The organism is Paraflavitalea devenefica (assembly GCF_011759375.1).
Classification (GTDB): domain Bacteria; phylum Bacteroidota; class Bacteroidia; order Chitinophagales; family Chitinophagaceae; genus Paraflavitalea; species Paraflavitalea devenefica.
This window is the reverse complement of sequence record NZ_JAARML010000006.1, coordinates 288,660-308,653: the sequence shown is the minus strand read 5'-3', so window position 1 is coordinate 308,653 and position 19,994 is coordinate 288,660. Positions and strand designations below refer to the sequence as shown.

Here is a 19,994-nt window from a genome sequence, read left to right as displayed (position 1 = left end):
GATTTGTTTTGCCCAATTGCTCAAACATGTTGTGACTGCTTGTATCAATTGTTAACCAAAACACATCGAATGTATGCTTTTTAAGGCTCTTTACAAAGCATGCCCTGTGCAGGGCATGCCACACCAAACATGGCTCGTTATGAGACTGACCATTTTTTTACTGACTGCTGCATTCCTCAATGTACAGGCCCGTACCTTCTCGCAGGAAGTGACCTTTTCCGGCAGGGATGTGCCGTTGCAAAAGGTATTCAACGCCATTGAAAAACAAACAGGGTATGTATTTTTTTATAACACCGGTTTACTGCGGCTGGCAAACCCTGTGACGCTCGAGGTAAAAAAGAAGCCGCTGATGGAAGTGCTGAAGGCCTGCATGGCCAGTCAGCCGCTTGATTTTGAGATCGAGAATACTACGATCGTCATTCTTAAAAAAGCAGCACCGCCGATGCTGGCCGGACCGGATGCGGCGGAGCCCATCAGGATCACCGGCGTTGTTATAGACCAGGAAACCAAACAACCGCTGGCAGGCGCCAGCATACAGGTAAAGGAAACAAGGGCCCGCGCCATCACCAACGAAGAAGGCTTTTTTGAGATCATGGCCAGTCCGGGCAATACGCTGCTCATCAGCTATATCGGCTTTGATAATAAGACCCTGAAGGTGGAAGAGGCTGCTCAGGGTATACTGACCGTGCCGCTGGCCCGGCGCATATCGAGCCTGCAGGAAGTGAATGTAAAGGTATCCACCGGCTACCAAACCATTTCGAAGGAAAGGGCCACCGGCTCGTATGGAACGGTGAGCAGGGAACAGTTGTCGAAGCCGGCCACCAATATCGCGCAACGCCTTATCGGTACTATAGCCGGCGTGCAGGCAAAAAGCCTGGACGTAGACGGCACGCCTGTTTTTGAGATACGCGGGCAGACCAGTCTTTATGGCAATGCCCGGCCGCTGATCGTAGTGGATGGATTCCCTGTGCAGGGCGATTTTACTTCTATTAATCCCAACGACGTGGAGAGTATCACCGTGCTGAAAGACGCTGCTGCCGCTTCGATCTGGGGCGCCCGCTCGGCCAATGGTGTGGTGGTGATCGTTACCAAGAGTGCCAGGAAAGGCCATCCATTTAAAATGGAGTTCTCGGCTTTCACCCGAATAGGGCAGAAGGCGGACCTCGATTATGTAAACCCCCTGGCTTCCTCCACCCAGACGGTGGATTACGAGCAGAAGGCATTCAATAACTGGAGCGCCCAGATCAATTCCGGCGCGCTGGCTACCAATTATGGGAAAGCATGGTCGCCGGCCACGGTAGCGATGAGCGAGCATTACCTGGGGTATATCACCACGGCCCAACGCGACGCTATACTGGCTCAACTGGCTACGCAGGACAACCGGCAGCAAATCAAAGACAACCTGCTCTCCAATCCTATCAACCAGCAGTATAACCTGACGCTGTCGGGCTCTTCGGGCAAGATGAGCAATATATTGTCGCTGATGTTTGCCAACAATCAATCCAATTTCAAAGAGACTGGCGATAAGCAGTATATGGTCAATTACAGGACGGTGGCCAGCCCCTTCTCTTGGCTCGATATCAATTTGTCGGCCATGCTGCAATATACCAGGGCCAATAACAGTGGGGTAGCCTTATCAGATATCCAGAATATTTCTCCTTATGAAATGCTGGTGAATGACGACGGTTCACTGACCAATATCAGCCAATATTACTGGCCCATCCTGCAGCGCTTTGTGCCCATGAACCTGTTTCCCTATTCCGACTGGACCTATAACCCCCTACAGGAGATCAACAACCGTAAGCTTACCACCACGCAACTGAATGCACGTGTGCAGGCCGGCCTGACGTTTAAGATTATCCGGGGCCTCAGCTTCGACTCCAAAATACAATATGAATTGTTCAATGTCTTTAACAAGGGATTGTACAACGAGAATACTTTTTATGTAAGAAACACGGTCAATACCGCCGCTACCTGGGACCAGGCGACCAATAAGATCACCCTGAACCTGCCCAAAGGATCTATCCTGACCCAGAGCCGCACCAAGGCGGAATCCTATAATTTCAGGAACCAGTTTAACTTTAACCGCGTCTTTACGCGGAGGCATGAGATCAATTTTGTGGCCGGCACCGAAGTAAATAATATCGTAACCGAAAGTTTCGGTTCGCCCATCACTTACGGGTACAATGACAAGACACTGACCCTGGGTACTTTCCCCAACGGACCGGGCGGCACTTTCTTTCCGATCAAAAACTGGATGGGCACGAACCAGACGTTCAGCTATACTAATTCTTTTACTTATGCCACTGAACGGTACTTCTCCTATTTTGGCAATGCGGCTTATACATTTGATGGCAAATACACAATTTCGGGCAGTTACCGTACAGATGCTTCCAACCTGATCACCGACGATCCCCAATACCGCTATGCGCCATTCTGGTCGGTGGGTGGTGGCTGGCAGGTTTACAAGGAGTCGTTCATGAACAAGGTATCATGGGTAGACCGGCTGAATGTACGGCTGACCTATGGCTATAATGGCAATGTGGACAAGACGACGGCCTTCAGGCCGCTGATTGCAACCACGGCCATACCGAATGTATATACGGGCGATTATACCGCCACCGTTTCCAGCTATGGCAACCCCACGCTTCGTTGGGAGAGGACGGGTAGCTGGAACCTGGGCGTAGACTACTCCCTGTTTGGCGGGCGGCTGTTTGGCAAGGTGGATGCCTATCATAAAAGCGGTAAGGACCTGATAGCCCTTATATCCATCCCCGCGGTTAACGGCACCACTTCACAGCGGCTCAACAACGCTGCCATGACGAATAAAGGCATCGAGCTGGAACTGGGGAGCGCGTTGCGCATCAGGGGGAACGATATTTCCTGGCGGGGCAACCTTAGCTTCTCCTATAATAAAAACACTATCACCAGGCTGTTTGTAGCCCAGTATGCTGCCTCTACGTTGACGGGCGGGGGCTCTGCCGCCTTCGTAGTAGGCGAGAATGCCAATACACTCTGGCGTTACCAGTATGCGGGCGTATATAATAAACAGCCAATGGTACAGGGACCCAAGGGTACGATGTATGATTTCGGCGCCTTTACGCCCGGCGATGGCCGCGACTACCTACTGAATATGGGTACTACCGTGGCGCCATATACGCTGGGCTTTATGAACAGTTTTAAGATCTACGACTTTGATGTATCATTTATCGTGACCGGCAAGTTTGGCCATGTGTTCCAGCGCAAAGGTTTCAACTACCCGCCCACCTGGACCAGCCGGGTATTGCCCAACAACAAGCTATCGGAAGTAGTGAATGGCGACATGATGAAGATCGTGCCGCTTCCTCAAAACCTGGTAGAGCCACGCTATTATTTCTGGGACCGGTTTCATCAGAACCTGAGCTATCTAATCGAAAACGCGTCGCATATCAGGATGCAGGAAGTGAATATAACGTATAACCTGCCCCAGCGGCTGTTTAAAAAAGCGGGCATGAACCTGCTGCAGGTATATGCGCAGGGCAATAACCTGTTTACCATCCTGGCCAATAATTCGGGAGAAGACCCTGAGTATCCGCTGGGCACCATGAAGCCCCAGCCGAAACTGACCCTTGGTATCAAGTGCGAATTCTAAAAACACGACTATTATGAAACTTCGTTATAAGCATAGCATCAATATTGTTTTACTCCTGTCGGCGGTTGCTGTTTTGAGCTCCTGCGACAAATACCTGGGCGAGCCGCCTTCCAAAACCTCTTCGCTGGTGGTAACTACTACGGATCAACTGAACGCTTTGCTGAACAATACCAGTACTTTCTACACGGAAGGCAACCGGACGGCTATCTACAGCACAGACGATTATTATATGGGTACCGATCTGTATAATGCCGGTCCGGGCACCTTTACGATCGCCGGGATAGAATTTGCGATGTGGGACATCAATTACCTGCCCGATGATACGCGTGAAATATTCTGGAGCAATGAGTACAAGAAGATATTCACGGCTAACCTGGCGCTGGAATATGCAGACAAAGTATCGGGCCCCGATGCCGACAAGGCTACGATCAAGGCCGATGCGCATTTTGTAAGGGCCTATAGCTATTGGGAACTGGCCAATACTTATTGCCTGCCTTATACCGACGCCAATAAGAATGAAGCGGGCCTGCCCATTAAAAATTCCGTGTCGTTCGACGAACCGGTAGCCCGTCAGCCTTTATCGAAGGTATATGAGCAGATAGAATCCGATCTCAACGAAGCGCTCAGGATAACGCTGCCGCTAGTGCAGAATGGTAAGCCCCGTCACTGGAGAGCCAGTACGGCCGCTGTGCGCGGCTTTGCTGCGCGCTATTGGCTGAGCCGCAACAATTATACCCTGGCGCTGAAATATGCCGACAGTGCGCTGACGGAATACAGCACGCTGGTGGACTATAACACCAATATGCGCTATGGCCGGGATGTAAGCCTGACTATCAATCCAGGCACGCCCAATGCGCAGACCGTGACACTGAAGTTTCCGTACACGCACGACAACCAAACTGATCTGACCGATATGATCGGCTGGAAGGAGTTCTTGTATTTCCGGATGCTGACCCATGAATCCTGGTGGTATATTCCCAGCCAGGCCCTGCTGAACCTGTACGACCAGACACATGACCTGCGCTACAAATACCATATGGTGCAGAACTACTCGTATGACCGCGGCCTGATCAAGCCCGCCTACAGTTATCCCGGTTATATCTTCTTTTTCAAAGACAGGATACCTTCCGGACCTACTGTAGCAGAAATGCTGCTCATCAAGGCCGAATGCCAGGCCCGCACGGGCGATTATAATAGTGCGATGAATACATTGAACATCCTGCGGGCCAAACGCATGACGCCCGGCGCCTGGGTAGATCTTACCGCTTCCTCCACCGACGACGGGATCAAAAAGGTGCTGGAAGAAAGAAGACGGGAGATGCCCTTTTCCCAGCGCTGGTTCGATATCCGGCGGTTCAATAACAACGACGACCCCAACGACGACGTAAGCCTGTCGAGAACATTTTACCCCTACAATATTTCAACGGTGATGACAACGCAGGCGCCTGTAGAGTACAGTCTACCGAAAAATTCAAGAAGGTTCGCCGCCCCGCTGCCGCGCACTGAAATGATATCGAGCAATGGATTGATACAGCAAAACAGTTATTGATCCGTCTATAAAAAGGAATATAAAAAAGCATTTAACCATTTTCAATAAAGCTATATGACAAACAAGATCTTAAATGGTATGATGGCCTTGTTAGGCGGCTGCCTGCTGGCGTCGCCTGCTGCGCATGCGCAGAGCAGCAACAAGCAATCTACCCTCGACTCACTGAAAACAGTGATAGAAACACAAAGCAATAACCTGGCTGCGATGCAACAGTATATTGCAGTTGCAGGCTTTCCCAATGACGATGTGACTGCGCAGTTCGATACCTGGATGAAGCAGTTCCCCAAATCGGCCGAGCTACCCTTTGCGCTGGGTGAAGCTTTTTATAAAGCACGGGATGCACGCAAGACGATGAATTACCTGATCAAATCCATACAACTTCAAAACGGTAAAAACGAGCGCCTTTCGGATATGCTCAGTATTGCCCGCGAGGAGGATTGGGAACTGGACGTGCCCCGCACTGCCAATACGGTGGATTCGCTGAAAAAGATCATAGAGCGCCTGCCCGACAGCAGCCTGCCGGTAAGGCAATACCTGTTTGTTATGGGCAAGGACAATGAGGCTACCGTGGCGCAGGTGGATGCCTGGATGAAACAGTTTCCGCGTTCCGTGGCCATTCCTTATGCGCTGGGTGAAAAATATTACAACGCTGAAAGCCCGAAAGCAACGCCTTACCTGAAAAGGGTGGTGGAGCTGCAACCCAATAATGCCAAGGTATGGCAGATGCTTTCCATTGATGCAGAGCGCTGGGGCGACGAACATGCTGCACGCGGGTATATGGGCAAGGCCGCTGCTGCTGCACCGGACGACCCTTCCTATGCGTTTTACTATGCTATGGACTTTGAGCATGTGGACCCCGCACGCTGGCGCAGCGCCATCTATGAGCTGGCCAAACGTTTTCCCAATAGCGAGCGTGGCGCGCAGGGGCTGTACTGGCTGGCGGCCCGCTCTTCCGACCCCGCAGAGAGGATAAAAGTATTTGAACAGCTACGTACCCAATACCCGCCCACCAAATTTAGCTGGTCGGAAAGTGGTATGTCGGGCCTGTACGATGCCTATCTCTTACACGGTCAGGCACAGAAAGCCCGGGAGCTGGCAACCGCCATGGGCACAGCCAGTGGCTGGCCCGATAAAGCCGCGTTGGCTGTTAACATCGCCAAAGTGCAGGAGCTGGTAAAGGAGAAGAAATACAAGGATGCTTACCAACTGCTCGATAAGCTGAAAACGCCCCGCTATTCGAGACTGGGCAGCGAGGTGGCATTGCTGCGTTCTGGTGTGCTGGATGCTTCGGGCGATACAAAAACTGCCTATGACAGCCTGGTATCACTGGAAGCCAAAACACCGAACGACGAAGTGATGAAGACTTTGCTGAAATACGGCGGCAAGTTGGGTAAGGATGCCAAGGAAACAGACAAGGACGTTTGGGCCGCACGGGAGAAAACGATCCGGACTGCACCGGCCTTCAACCTGGGCCTGTATACATCTGATAAAAAGGCTTCCCTATCGGATTATAAGGGCAAGGTGGTGCTGCTGACTTTCTGGTTCCCTGGTTGTGGGCCCTGTCGCGGTGAATTTCCTCATTTTGAAAACGTGGTCAGGAAGTTCAAGGGGAAGCACCTCGCTTACCTGGGAATTAATGTATTTCCCGAACAGGACGACTATGTGTTGCCTTTTATGCAGGGCACGAAGTATTCCTTTATTCCCCTGCGGGGCACTGCCGACTGGGCATTGAAAACTTATAATGTGCGGGGTGAGCCTACCAACTTTTTGATTGATGGCGAGGGACGTATCGTATTTTCCAATTTTATGATCAACGGCGACAATGAACGCATGCTGGAACTGATGATCAGCTCCATGCTGGCGAAGGGAGATCAAAAAGGAGCGTCGCTGCCCGGCACGCCGGCAAGGTAAAGCGGCTGGCTAGTGCGTACACAAAGAGCTTTTGTCGTTTCCTGCAGGATGGTTGTGTTTTTTCACCTGGTCAATTCTTTACAGGGAAGCAATGCATTTAAGATTCTTTTGATTAATTTTATTGATTAAAATGCTATTGCTTCTTTGTTGACCCATTCTGATCAGGAACTGCTGCAAGGCCTTGCAGCGGGCGACCGTATTGCTTTTGACGCTATTTATACACGCTATTGGTATGAACTGTACCAATCGGCCTATAGCATTTTTCGCGACACAGAGGCTTGTATGGACATTGTACAGGATGTATTTGTATGGCTTTGGGAGAAACGCGCCGAAGTGCATATACAAACATCCCTGGCTGCTTATCTCAGGGCTGCCGTCAAGTTTAAGACTGCCAATTATATCCGGTCTGGCAAAACACGCCAGGATGTTTTGGAGCGAGCCCGTCGAATTGCTACCGCTAGTGCCGCTGCGCCAGCCAATGAAGTAGAGATAAGGGAGTTAAAAAACATTATCCGGCACGTAACAGAAAGCCTGCCGGACAAATGCCGCGAAATATTTTACCTGAGCCGGTCCGAGCATCTGAGCAACCAGCAGATTGCCGACCGGCTCAATATTTCTGTTAAAGCCGTGGAAAGGCAGATGACCATTGCCCTACGCCGGATAAGAACGGCCGTGGAGCAATATATGCTGTACCTGCTGATGGTTGTAATTTTACCCGTTTACCTTTAACCGGTGTTATCTGAAACGATTTTGGATTATGTTATCCATTTGCTGATTGCCTGCATCCTGCTGTTCCGCTATTTTTAATGCTTCTCTGATCCAGTCTGTACCTTCTGCCAGGCGATACTTTGGGGCGATCCCTATATTGTCTATACCCTGGTGAATATCTAAACGCCGGCTGCGGGTGGTGGCATATACCAATGTATAAGGGTAGCAGGAAAACGGGATTGTTACAATGTTTGAATAGTCGAGATTGCCAACGGTATTTTCTCCGGCTAAAATAACCTTTGAACTTTGCCGGGCTGCCAATAATAATTCCTCTGTTGAACTGCCACACCATTTGTTAATGAGAATCACAATCTTTTGGGGAAATGGTTTTGGCCGGAAGGAGGAATCTGTATGATCATCATTTTTCTTTATCCATTGCCCTTTTGATTTTTCCATGCTGGCAACCTGGCGACTGATGTTATCAACCATTTCCTTTGGTAAGCTCTTGTCCTCCACCCATTTTTTATAGCGGGAAATGGTGGTTTCTGTCGCCCATATATCAGCTCCAATCGTTTTGATGGGTTGGGTGTAGAACCAGGGAATCAACAGCTCCCAGCAGGCATCGGCGCCTCCGCCATTGTCGCGTAGGTCCAGTACCAGGTTGGGTGTTGAATTTAATAAACCCTCATTGGCTTTCAGTATGGAATCTATGACTGGTTTATAACGGGGATTAAAACTGGCCATTCTAATGTAAAATGTAGTTGGCGTAAGGCTTTTTGCCTCTATGGTGGGAGATTGTTCACGCGTGGAAGCAGACCGGCTGTATTCCTTTACAGGCGCACCCTCACGACGCCAGTCTCCGCCGATCCTGTTATTGTCCTCCCACAGGTTAAAACCTTCCATCTTAGGCCTGTGGTTGCGCATATACAATAAGCCCCTGAGTAAACTGTCATTTACCAATTTGCCTTCCCACTTGATCATGCCTTTTTTCCAGGTTGGTCTGGTGGATTCCAGTGTTACCCCAACATAGTCATGAAGTGGGGAGGGGTCTTTTATTACAGCAATTTTGGTGGATGAATCATGTATGAAATAATAGATGCCTTCCCAAGATCGGGACTTCTTTAATTCTGCTATCTTCTCTTCAGTTATGTTGAAAATAGGACGGTGGTTAACGAAATCTGTATCGGTTTTGGAATAGTCAAGGTCCAGCGAGAAGCCAAGGTGATTACTTTTAAAAATATCAAGATACCGGCTTATGATGAGCGGGCAATTGTCGCTGGCAAATTTGTCGCGGGTAAGTTGCAGTAATTCATCGGTCTTCTTTTGATAAACTGCTTTTGAAAGGGCTTTTATCCTGTCGGGAAACCCGGCAAAATTGTGCTCAACAATGTTCTTTATGTGCAGGAACTCTTTTTCGCAGACACATATCTGGGCCTTTATGCTGACGGCTATCAATAGCATTCCCATTACCATAATATGTTTCATCATTATGATTTATTTCGTTTCGTTAAAAGGAAGTATTTGACTTATTTGGTCTTGCGCAGGTAAATCTTACCAAATTTGGAAGTAAGCCAGCAATCAGGCCCGCCACCATTCAGTTTTCCATTGATCGAAGTACTACGACTGCCTATTGGCTGCTCTTCGCTTTTTTCCATTTCTATCTTCAGGTCCGGCGCCACCAGGATGGGACTGTGGGTGCTTGTGAGTTTAATATCCGCCTTCGTATCAACGGGTATGGCTACGTCAATGGCGGCATGTATGGATGCGATGAAGACCGGACCTTTAACAGGTGCTTTGAATACAGCATCGACCGAGCCGTATATCGTGCGCACCGTTAACGGACCTGTTACATTTTCCAGTATAACACTGTCATCATACGTTTCGATCTCAATTTCATTTTCCATGTTCCTGCAAACTATCTTTGCACCGGCGGTCACTTTATTCCATTCAAAAGAAACGATCAGGCCTTTGGGCACCAGTATTTTAATGTCCAGGTTCTGAATAACCTCGTTTACTTCTATCGTATTTCCTTTTTCGACCACGCTGATACCCAGTCCTGAGTTATCCCGGTAGCCGGCATTGTTGATGGTCTGAAGGCCTTCTGCCTTCGGATCGGTTTCCGTTTCTTTATGTTGGGAACTAAATATGATCTCGTTACCGTTATACCCTTCTATTGTCACCGCGGGCAGGTTCACGATCATTTTGCCACTTGATTTCCTGACTTTGTATTCCTGTCCCAGAGCGGCTATCCATGCGGTAAAACTCAAAACAACCATTAATAAATACTTTCTCATATAAGATGTACATTAATTAATTATTCCAGGACGAAGTTGCAGTATGCCGGACCAGGCAACATCCTTAACAGCTTTATTTGTGTTTTCATCGTTGACCATTCTCTCCAGATCCGACAGGATACTTGATTCCTGCATCCAGGTGAGCAAATCGATCAGGTTGATCTGCACCAGCGGGTCCTGTTGTTTTTTTAACGAAGCCACCAGCTTTTTTCTCACATAAGCCTCCTTATAAAAGCGGGTCAGTCCATCCAGTGCAGCCAGCCGCACATTGGTATTGGGATCATTATTCAGGACCTGCACCAAGGCATTGATGACGTCGTAGCCATTGTTTTTCAGCCTGGACATCAATGCAACGGCGTTGATCCTGCTTGCTGCCGATTGCATATTGTATAACCCTGCCCATAATACCTGCTGTTTTGCTTTCACTTTATGTACCAAGATTTTTTGAGGCATAGTGACAGATTGATCCTTTACATCAACGGTGGTGCGTGCTGCCGAATCTATTGCCGGTTCTTGCAACGGCCGTTTTTCCGGTATATTGGTTTGGGTAACTTCGGGAGTGACGCTGGTCGCCGGCTGTTGCTGGTTGAAATACCACCAGGCAATGCCGCAAGCTGCGGCCAACAGGCAGGCCACGGCCCATTTCAATATCCGGAAAGGGATCACGATACCACCTGACTTATCGTTTCCTTTTGGCTTCATTGCTGAGAGGATGCGGCCCAGTACCGCGTCGTCGGGCTTTTTCCTGTCCAGCTCATCCAGGTTATTGCGGATATAATTTTCTAACTCATTACTCATGACAACCTCCTTTGCTGAGGGTAAATAATAGTTTTTGTTTGGCCCTGTGGTATTGGGTCCTCACAGTCGTATTTTCCAGCCCAAGCATTTGAGCAATTTCTGCCTGCGGTATGTTTTCTACCGCATAGAGGGTAAAAATGGTGCGGTAATTGTCTGGCAACAATTCAATGGCTGCTGCGATAGCATCCATGGTAAATTGAAAGGCTGCCTCGTCTATCATCTCTTCTTCTGTCACAGGAAGCAAATGGGACTCCAGTTCTACAAAACTTATTTTCTGTTTCCGGATCCAGTCAATGGATTTGTTAATGGCAATTCTTTTCACCCAGGCCCTGAACCCGCCTGCCGGCGTGAAGGCTGCTATACCCTGGAAAGCAGCCACAAAACTCTCTTGCAGGATATCTTCTGCTTCTGCCGTATGTTTAACCAGCCTTATAATGGTATTATATACTGCCCCGGCGTGCTCATTGTATAACTCAGTATAAGCTGCGGGATTGCCGCGCTTACACATAGCTATTAATTCTTCCTGTCTGTTCGTTGTAGGAATTCCCAAAGGCATTATATATTTCCGTGTCTTACTATCTAATCGTATAGACCAGATTAATGTTACAGGAAATGCGCAACTTTTTGGGTATTTATTTTAATGCACCTGGTGAGAAAAGCTTTGTGGTGATGTAATGGGCTGATTGTTAAATAGTTTCGGTGGCTATTTTTTTGATTGTTTGGCAGACCATTCAATGGCTTGCTGTAACAGTTTCCGGAAATTCGGATTGGAATAACCGGAAGGGCCATGGCCTAATTGTATGTATAGGACATCTGAATTCCCATAATGATTGACCCATGCGAGATAGCGCATGCTTTTAGGGTGTGTAGTACTGAGCAAAGGTTTGACCTGTGGTAATATTTCAACGTCACCATATACCTCATCAAATATTTCAAAATTACTGATGCCTCTGGTCACGGGATGCGATCTGTCTTCCACTTTCACGGGGATGTTCACATCATGTTCGTAGTTGGCCTTCAAGGTATCGCCATTTACCACCACAGGGTGGGTGTGGTATTGTCCGCCTACGATCCTGACGAATTCAGGCCAGTTTTGGTACGACACCAACGCATGATGGAGGAAGATCATGGAGGCTCCTTTTTTTAGCAGGCGGATGTAGGCCTCCTGCTGCGCGGGCGGGATGGAATCGCCCATGTCGTAAAATACGAGCACATCATACCTGTTCACTCCGGGTGAAGCGATGAGCGCATTGGCCTGCGGCTGCACCAGGGTATCGTAGGTAATGGAAGGAATGGCGTTAAAAACGTCATAAAATGGTTGGCGTTGAAATCCATGTCCTCCGGTTATAACCAGCACCTTGATCTTCGTCTGCTGTGCGGCTGCGTAATGAATACATGCTGCGAGCATGCAACAGAGTAGGGGCGTTGCCCGCAGATAAGAGGGGAATTTATTGGTGCGCATATAGTAATTTTTATTCAATATAAAATGATTTCTAAAAGCAGGGCAAGCATTTCAATAAGCTATTTTACCCAATAATGCATTTGGCACTATAAAAGCAGCAGAAATAATAACTTGTAGGTGAAAACGATATATGCCTATGCTACGAATTGCTTGTCGCGCTGCCATTGCCATCATTGTATCGCTCACTGTGTTTATTCAAGTTGTTCAGTCGCAATGGCCCGATGTGCCGGCTATTGATCTGTCGAAATTCAAGCCTTCCGATTTTACAGATGATGAGCTGGATATGCCCTATTACCTAAAGCATTTCCATACGTTTGCCAATGGCGTAATAGAAACAGGACCCGACAAAGGGTTTATCAATATTGCCGTATGGCGATCCCCTGATGGCAACAAGCCTTATAATGCCCGTATCATGGAAAACATCCTTTCGCTCGCTTATTTCTATTGTACCAATCGTCCATGGAATATATATTATGGATCTTCTGCCCTCCGGCCAAGACTTGAAGCAGCTTTATCGTTCTGGTGCCGTATCCAACATACTGATGGCCGTTTTAGTGAGTATGGTCCGCAGCAATGGAACCTGCCCGCGACTGCTTTCAGTACCAAATTCATGGGGGAGGCTCTCCGGCTGCTCAAAGCCGGTCCGCCTATTGATCCCGTTATTTTACAAAACGCCATTGATGCAGACAGAAAAGCAATTATGGCAGTACTTACCATGGAAGATCTTTACAAGCATGGAAAAAATTATTCAAACCAGTACACCAATGTATGGGCAGGCGCACTGGCTTATTTATCGCTTTATCCTGATGCTGAAATCAGCAGCCGGCTGGCGGCACGTATAAAGCAGTCGGCAGCCGATTTTCAAAGCCCTGCAGGATTTTTTTATGAAGCAGGCGGTACCGATTTTGGTTATAACTTCAATACACATCATAGCAACCTATGGATGGCGTATCACTACAGCCGTGGCACCCCGCTTGCCAATGCATTTACTGAAGAAGAGAAAAGATATTATAGCTGGATAAGCTATAATGCAGTGCCTGAGCCAGGGTCAATCAACTATACCATTAACAGAGCGATCGAAATGCGCCAGAAAGCAACTACTACAGGGAGCTATTTCACAGCCAGTCCTCTTGGCGAAGCAGTAGCGGGCATAGGGGCTTTCAACATGAGCAGCGCGGAAAAGGGAAAGGCCTTTGCAGAAGCCAGGAAAAGCCTTGAACAAAACTGGCCTCATGTGCAGCCGCTTTCTACAGGAGCATTCAGCGCTTTTTCGCCCTATGCTTTTCTGCACCGTGCACATTACCAGTGGTATCCTTCACCACAACAAAAAGAAGCTGCTGTAAGGAATCTGCCCTATATAAAAAGCAACCGGTTCATTCACCAGAAGATGGACAGTCGTCATCCAACTGTATTTACTTATGTACGGCAGCCCGGCTATTATGCAAGTTTTAATTCCGGGCCCTTGCTAAAGCCACAACAGCGTTATGGCATAGGCCTCTTGTGGCATCCGGAGGCCGGTTCCTTTTTACAATCGCAAACTGATACAGATGATGCAGCATGGGGCACCAAACCGGAAGGAGGCAGGCTGTATGAGGCGGATACGCTGGATGCTTTGTTTTTAATCAATAATAAAGCCATCCATCCCACACCTGGTGGCCATGATCTTAAAACCGGGATGTTGGCTGTATCCTATAAATTAGGCGCAACCGGCAAAAAATCAATTGTTTTCCGGGACAAAGCAATCGAAGTAGCGATTCAACATCCCGGGCCTTTCAAAGAATATATTCCGCTGTTGTTGAACAGCACCGATTCAGCCCTTATCTCTTCACCCGGCAAAGTAACCCTAAGAAAGCCAGGAGGAACCATCTATGTTTTATATGATGCTGCTGCCAAAGCAGTACTCAAAGAAACAACGCTCAAATCGGGCCTGCAGCGGGTAGTGGTATTGTGTATTGAAAGTAGTGATCAACTTGGCTATTCTTTTGATATTCATTAAGACAGGTTGTTTGTATCGCCACTGCAAAGCATATATACAGCCTACGCTCCGCTGAACATAATTTATACGCCATTCCCGCTATAAATAGTTATGTTCATAATATGAAGCCTATTCCATCCTTGCTGCTCCGGCAATGCTTCCTGTTATTGGTCCTTTCCGTGGTACTTATCGGGGAATCGCCCGCACAGGATATCATCAATGATTATCAGCAGTTCATTACAGCGTATAATGAAAAGAAATATGAACCCTGTGTTCAGTTTGGAATACCACTGGTAAAGTACACCGACCATCCGGGTATTCAATACAAGCTCGCAGAGTGCTATTGTCAGACTGATCAACTCGCCAAAAGCCTGGACCTGCTTGGTTTGCTGGCTGGGCGGGGCCTGCCTTACAAGGTGGAAGAGAACAAGGGATTTTCGCGGCTGTATGGTGATAAGCGTTTTGCTGAATATGCAGCAGCCTTCCTGAAAAACCGTATAGCCGTCAACAAGAGTACAGTCTCATTTGAGATCAATGATTCCCTGTTAATACCGGAGGGGATTGCCTATGATAGCCTGCGCCAAACATTTTTTATTGGCAGCCTGGCCAGGCATAAAGTGATCAGGTGTTCGGGTAATGGGGACTGCTCCGATTTTGTGACTGGTGCAGCGTCCGGCTTCTGGATGGCGCTTGGCATGAAAGTGAGTCCCGACTTTAAGAGTTTATGGTTATGCAGTGCCTCAGAACAAGACACCCTGAACGGTTATTCCGGCCTGTTCAGGTTTGAAATACCTTCCGGAAAACTGATCCAACAATTTGTGATGGATAATAAAAAGGGACCGCATTTATTCAATGACCTCGTTTTAACCGGCGGGGGCGATATTTATTTTACAGACAGTAAGGGAGGGAAAGTATGGCGGATCCTGCCGGGAAGCGATACCTTGACGGAATATGCTGCAGGCTTTATTTATCCGAACGGCATTGCTGCTGATGAAGAAAATAAGGTCCTTTTTGTGGCTGATTTTACTGGCTTACACATGATTGACCTGGTAACCGGGAAACGTTCACTGATCAGCCACCAGGGAAGGACTTATCTGAACGGTATAGATGGTCTTTATTATTACAAAGGATCATTGATCGGTATACAGGATTCCGGCAACCAGGACGATAGGGTAGTCAGGTTTTATTATGATATCAAAAAGAATATCATCACCAGGACGGAAACGCTGCAATCTTTTCGTAAGGACTTTATTATTCCGACAACAGGAGCCCTTGTAAACGGACAACTCCATTATATTGCCAACGCCCAGCTACGGAGCCTGCAGCCGGATGGCAGTCTTACTAATCCTGAAAAGTTAGTGAAGCCGGTTATTCTGAAGCTGAAGGTGGAGTAGCGGGCCAGGATATCTCAGGCATTTACATGCAAAAAATATCTATTTTAGTTGCTTAAAGTGATGCCATTTACAGGTTTGCCAAAACGAGACTGCTGTTATGACGAAATATTTGACCTTTGGGGTTTTGCTCTTCTGCCTTCTATTCAAGCAAGCCGCTGGTCATCCTTTTCCCATCCGGCACCTGGGCATTGACCAGGGGCTTTCCAATAATTCGGTAAGATGTATTTACCAGGACCGTAATGGTTTTATCTGGTTTGGCACTTATGATGGACTGAACCGGTATGATGGGTATGATTTTAAGGTATTCCGGAAACAATTATCGGACACTAATTCTTTACCGCATAATTACATCACCGCTATTGGCGGGGACCATCATAATAATGTCTGGATTGGTACCAGCCAGGGGGCCAGCCTTTATAATAACCTGACCGGAAAGATCTCGCCGGGAATGTTTGTTCCGTCTGGCAGCCAACAAAAGCGCCCCATTTATTTCTATGTAAATGATATTAAAGCGGATGCTGCCGGCAACGTTTTCCTGGGCACCAATGGTGGTGGGCTGCTGGTAATGCACAATGGCAGTAAGGTTGCCATTCAAATGCCTAGCCCCAGGAATGCAAAAGATAATGGCGATTATGAGGTGGCAAGTATTGTTATCGACCCGCAGCAACGGGTTTGGGTATTTGTGCGGGAGCTGGGTTTATGTCTTTACAACCCGAAAATCAATACGGTCCAGGTAGTCAATAGCGACCTTACCAATGTTCATTGTCTGGAAGTTGACGATCAGGAGAATATTTGGATAGGTACACGTACGGGGCTGTTTAAATATAATATCCCCGGCCGTTCATTCCACAAGGTTGCTGCACCGCTTACCTCCCGTGTTATCAACTGCCTGCGATTCGACCGGCAACGAACGCTCTGGATAGGGACAGAAGTTGGTGTCAATGTGTTTCATCCTGCAACAGGAAAGGTGGATTATATTTTATCAGGGGAAAAGAAAAATGAATTAGCCGGATATGATGTGTCCTTCATTTTGGAGGATAACGAATCCCGCAAATGGATAGGGATCACGAAAGGTGGCGTTGACATCATAGATCCTCAAAGCAACGGTTTTGCAACCATCGCGCGTGACCTGTTAAACCCCAATAGCCTGATTGATAATTTTGTTTCTTCTTTTTATGAAGATGAGGAACAAAACCTATGGATCGGTTCTGATAATGGCGGCATCAGCGTTTGGAACCGGCGGCAAAATAGTTTCAGGAATTACCGGCATATACCCGGTAATAATGATTCCTCCATTAATTATGCGGTTTCGGCTTTTGTGAAGGACAAGGCGGGTGATCTGTGGATTGCCTCTTTCGGAAGTGGGATTTATAAGTTCAACAGGTTAACGAAGCGATTTGAACATTATAAATGTATCAACGACCAAAACGGAGAAGAGCACAAAAATGTATGGTTGCTGTATGAAGACAGGGAAGGTAATTTATGGGCAGCTACTTATGGGCGGGGGCTGTTGTTCCAGTTAAACCGGCAAAGCAATCGCTTTGAACCTTTTTGCCAGGGACGCATCGATATATTTTCCCTGTTTGAAGACCATACCGGTACTTTATGGGCCGGCACTTCCTATGGCCTTTCTATAGTTGTCAGACAAAAGAAAACATTCTATTTCTACGAAACGGGCAAACCGGTAAGGGCTATACTGGAAGATAAAAAAGGCCGGTTATGGATCGGCACGGAAGGTATTGGCATCGTGCTGTTTGACCCGTCAAGAGCCACTATAGCGAAAAGGTTTACCGAGGAGGATGGTTTATGCAATAATTCCGTTTTAAATATACTGGAAGATGATCAGGGCCAGTTATGGCTCAGCACTTTTCATGGTCTTTCCAGGTTTGACCCGGAAAAAAAGACGTTTAAGAATTATTACCAGGAGGATGGCTTGCAAAGCAACCAGTTTGCCTATAATGCCGCCCTACGGCTCCGCTCCGGCGAGCTGGTTTTTGGTGGCATCAAGGGGTTCAATGTTTTCAATCCCGCCGGTTTGAAAACACGCAATTATAATCCGCCGGTTTTAATTACCGGGTTACGTATCAACAATACGCCGGTGGGGGAAGGGAGTAAGTACATTACGGCTGTTAAAGCGGATAAAATTGAGTCGCTGACCATTCCTTTTTCCGAAGCGGTCGTTTCTGTGGATTTTGCTGCACTGGAATTTTCGGCTCCAAGTAAGATTTTATATGCCTGGTACCTGGAGGGCTGGGACAAGGACTGGAACAATAAGGGTACTATCAGAACAGCCAATTATACCAGGCTTAGTGAAGGTGATTATATATTACATATCAGGGCCACCAATGCTGAAGCGGTATGGAATCCCAGGGAAGTCCTTTTGCATATTGTGGTATTACCACCCTGGTACAGAAGCTGGTGGGCTTATGCCTTTTACCTGCTGGTACTTGCGGGCGCCATTGTGCTTTACCAGCGGTACAGGGCTAACCAGACCAAACTGGCATTCGAAGTAAGACTTGCCAAATTGAATGCAGCCAAGGAAAGAGCAGAAAGGGAAACAGAGAAGCTGATCAATGACCAGGAAAAAGAGGTGAATGAAAAAAGGCTGACTTTCTTCACGAATATCTCCCATGAATTTCGAACGCCATTAACCTTAATTATTAATCCATTAAAGGATATGTTGAGCAGGCAGGCAGCCGGGGAAAATAAGGCAGACTACGATGAGCTCAACATCGTTTACCGCAATTCCCGCCGCTTGCTTAGCCTGGTGGACCAACTGCTGCTTTTTCGAAAGACCGATACCAGTGCAGACCAACTGAAGATTACAAAATTGAATCTTGGCCGTTTATGCTCGGAAGTTTACCTGGCCTTTGTTCAGCAGGCAAAGGCACTTAAAATAGCCTACCATTTTGAATGTGAAAAGGAGGACCTGGAAATTTATGCTGACCGGGAGAAAATGGAGATCATTGTCTATAACCTGGTTTCGAATGCTCTCAAATACACGCCGGGAGGCGGAAAAGTGATCATTTCTGTAACTGAAACGGACAATAATGTAGTATTGATGGTCTCAGACAGTGGTTATGGTATACCCAAAGAGGTGGGGGACAAGTTATTTGAAAGGTTTTACCAGGTGCAGGCAACAGGCGTACCCTCCAGGCCTGGGTTTGGCATTGGTCTTTACCTGGTGAGGCATTTTGTGGAGCGTCACCAAGGCAACATATCCTATGAGAGTGAGCTTGGAAAAGGGACCCGCTTCCTGGTGGAGCTGCAAAAGGGGAAGGCCCATTTTGAGGAACAAACTGTTTTTGAAGAAACGGCGTCAGTACCCCTGCTTTCCCGGGAATTAAGTGCGGAGGAACTGGTCATTGACAGTACTCCTTCCGGCAGGAATGGCGAACCGGAGGATTTGATAAGTGAGAAACATACGGTTTTATTGGTGGACGATGATGGACAGATGCGGGCCTATCTTGACCAGACCTTTTCCGGTAAATACACGGTTTACCAGGCAGCAAATGGTGAAGTGGGGGTGGCGCTGGCCTATAAGTATTTGCCTGATATTATTATTAGTGATGTTAAAATGCCAGGCTTAAATGGTATTGACTTCTGCAAAAAGGTAAAAAGTGACCCGTCTATCAGTCATATTCCTATGATATTATTAACGGCGGAGTCTTCCCCGGAGAAGAAGCTGGAAGGCATGGAAGGCGGTGCGGATGATTATATGGTGAAACCTTTTGAGAAAGACCTGCTGATGGCCAAAGTGGCCAATCTCTTAAAAAACCGCACTAATCTCCAACAATACTTTTACAATGAGATCACCCTCCGGGAAACGCCCTTTAAGATATCCGAGGAATACAAGGCATTCCTGGAGAAATGCATCACTGTAGTTGAAAAGCACCTGGACGATGAAAAATTTAGCGTTAAAACCCTGGCTTCGGAATTAAATATCAGCCACTCTAACCTATATAAAAAAGTAAAATCTATTTCCGGGCAGACGGTCACAGCCTTCATCCGTTTTATCAGGCTCCGTAAGGCAGCCGAATTGCTTATCCATACCAATGTCAATGTAAATGAAGCTGCTTCCGAAGTTGGCTTTACCAGTCCAAAATACTTCAGGGAGCAGTTTGCCAAATTGTTCGGCATGAACCCATCGGAATACATCAAAAGATACAGGAAACCTTTTGGGAAGTCCTACCATCTAAATGAAGAATAATAGGGTAGAAATCCCTGTTTCCCCTTGTTTTTACGAAAATGAGTCCCTTTTGTACGAATTCA

Annotated in this window: 12 protein-coding genes; 7 read left to right on the top strand and 5 right to left on the bottom strand. The window is 47.5% G+C overall.

What is annotated here, in order from left to right; translation table 11 throughout:
• Positions 1-139: 139 nt before the first annotated feature.
• The 4 genes from HB364_RS28685 (at position 140) to HB364_RS28670 (ending at position 7,820) form a co-directional block, all read left to right on the top strand.
• Positions 140-3,631, top strand: coding sequence for a SusC/RagA family TonB-linked outer membrane protein (locus tag HB364_RS28685; protein WP_167291866.1), 3,492 nt, complete (start codon positions 140-142; stop codon positions 3,629-3,631).
• A 13-nt stretch (positions 3,632-3,644) separates the two neighbouring features.
• Complete coding sequence (locus HB364_RS28680; RefSeq protein WP_167291865.1) at positions 3,645-5,180, top strand: RagB/SusD family nutrient uptake outer membrane protein; 1,536 nt, start codon at positions 3,645-3,647, stop codon at positions 5,178-5,180.
• A gap of 54 nt (positions 5,181-5,234) precedes the next feature.
• Positions 5,235-7,091: a TlpA disulfide reductase family protein gene (locus HB364_RS28675; RefSeq protein ID WP_167291864.1), complete on the top strand. Its 1,857-nt coding sequence runs from the start codon at positions 5,235-5,237 to the stop codon at positions 7,089-7,091.
• A gap of 144 nt (positions 7,092-7,235) precedes the next feature.
• The gene (locus HB364_RS28670) at positions 7,236-7,820 is read left to right on the top strand and encodes an RNA polymerase sigma-70 factor (protein ID WP_167291863.1); all 585 of its coding nucleotides are present in this window, start codon (positions 7,236-7,238) and stop codon (positions 7,818-7,820) included.
• Between the two features lie 6 nt (positions 7,821-7,826).
• Here HB364_RS28670 and HB364_RS28665 read toward each other — a convergent pair whose 3' ends face one another.
• From HB364_RS28665 to HB364_RS28645, 5 genes are all read right to left on the bottom strand, one after another.
• Entirely contained in the window at positions 7,827-9,284 is a 1,458-nt protein-coding gene (locus HB364_RS28665; protein ID WP_167291862.1) for a S41 family peptidase, read from the bottom strand.
• A gap of 41 nt (positions 9,285-9,325) precedes the next feature.
• On the bottom strand, positions 9,326-10,093 hold the full coding sequence (locus HB364_RS28660; protein ID WP_167291861.1) for a DUF4097 family beta strand repeat-containing protein: 768 nt from the start codon (positions 10,091-10,093) through the stop codon (positions 9,326-9,328).
• Positions 10,094-10,105: 12 nt separating this feature from the next.
• The gene (locus HB364_RS28655; protein WP_167291860.1) at positions 10,106-10,891 is read right to left on the bottom strand and encodes a HEAT repeat domain-containing protein; all 786 of its coding nucleotides are present in this window, start codon (positions 10,889-10,891) and stop codon (positions 10,106-10,108) included.
• Positions 10,884-11,399, bottom strand: coding sequence for an RNA polymerase sigma factor (locus tag HB364_RS28650; RefSeq protein ID WP_167291859.1), 516 nt, complete (start codon positions 11,397-11,399; stop codon positions 10,884-10,886). The genes HB364_RS28655 and HB364_RS28650 overlap by 8 nt, the downstream gene beginning before the upstream one ends.
• 195 nt (positions 11,400-11,594) lie before the next feature.
• The gene (locus tag HB364_RS28645) at positions 11,595-12,353 is read right to left on the bottom strand and encodes a ThuA domain-containing protein (RefSeq protein WP_246228643.1); all 759 of its coding nucleotides are present in this window, start codon (positions 12,351-12,353) and stop codon (positions 11,595-11,597) included.
• A gap of 136 nt (positions 12,354-12,489) precedes the next feature.
• Between HB364_RS28645 and HB364_RS28640 the strand changes: the two genes are divergently transcribed.
• From HB364_RS28640 to HB364_RS28630, 3 genes are all read left to right on the top strand, one after another.
• Positions 12,490-14,349, top strand: a complete 1,860-nt coding sequence (locus tag HB364_RS28640) for a hypothetical protein (RefSeq protein WP_167291858.1) — start codon at positions 12,490-12,492, stop codon at positions 14,347-14,349.
• Positions 14,350-14,450: 101 nt separating this feature from the next.
• Positions 14,451-15,722: an SMP-30/gluconolactonase/LRE family protein gene (locus HB364_RS28635; protein WP_167291857.1), complete on the top strand. Its 1,272-nt coding sequence runs from the start codon at positions 14,451-14,453 to the stop codon at positions 15,720-15,722.
• 97 nt (positions 15,723-15,819) lie between these two features.
• Complete coding sequence (locus HB364_RS28630; RefSeq protein ID WP_167291856.1) at positions 15,820-19,932, top strand: two-component regulator propeller domain-containing protein; 4,113 nt, start codon at positions 15,820-15,822, stop codon at positions 19,930-19,932.
• Positions 19,933-19,994 lie beyond the last annotated feature (62 nt).

Bases quoted from the DNA above. Each gene is read 5' to 3' on its own strand.
- HB364_RS28650 (WP_167291859.1), bottom strand. From the start codon at position 11,399: ATGTGTAAGCGCGGCAATCCCGCAGCTTATACTGAGTTATACAATGAG.
- HB364_RS28635 (WP_167291857.1), top strand. From the start codon at position 14,451: ATGAAGCCTATTCCATCCTTGCTGCTCCGGCAATGCTTCCTGTTATTG.
- HB364_RS28680 (WP_167291865.1), top strand. From the start codon at position 3,645: ATGAAACTTCGTTATAAGCATAGCATCAATATTGTTTTACTCCTGTCG.
- HB364_RS28660 (WP_167291861.1), bottom strand. From the start codon at position 10,093: ATGAGAAAGTATTTATTAATGGTTGTTTTGAGTTTTACCGCATGGATA.
- HB364_RS28685 (WP_167291866.1), top strand. From the start codon at position 140: ATGAGACTGACCATTTTTTTACTGACTGCTGCATTCCTCAATGTACAG.
- HB364_RS28640 (WP_167291858.1), top strand. From the start codon at position 12,490: ATGCTACGAATTGCTTGTCGCGCTGCCATTGCCATCATTGTATCGCTC.
- HB364_RS28655 (WP_167291860.1), bottom strand. From the start codon at position 10,891: ATGAGTAATGAGTTAGAAAATTATATCCGCAATAACCTGGATGAGCTG.
- HB364_RS28675 (WP_167291864.1), top strand. From the start codon at position 5,235: ATGACAAACAAGATCTTAAATGGTATGATGGCCTTGTTAGGCGGCTGC.
- HB364_RS28645 (WP_246228643.1), bottom strand. From the start codon at position 12,353: ATGCGCACCAATAAATTCCCCTCTTATCTGCGGGCAACGCCCCTACTC.
- HB364_RS28665 (WP_167291862.1), bottom strand. From the start codon at position 9,284: ATGAAACATATTATGGTAATGGGAATGCTATTGATAGCCGTCAGCATA.
- HB364_RS28630 (WP_167291856.1), top strand. From the start codon at position 15,820: ATGACGAAATATTTGACCTTTGGGGTTTTGCTCTTCTGCCTTCTATTC.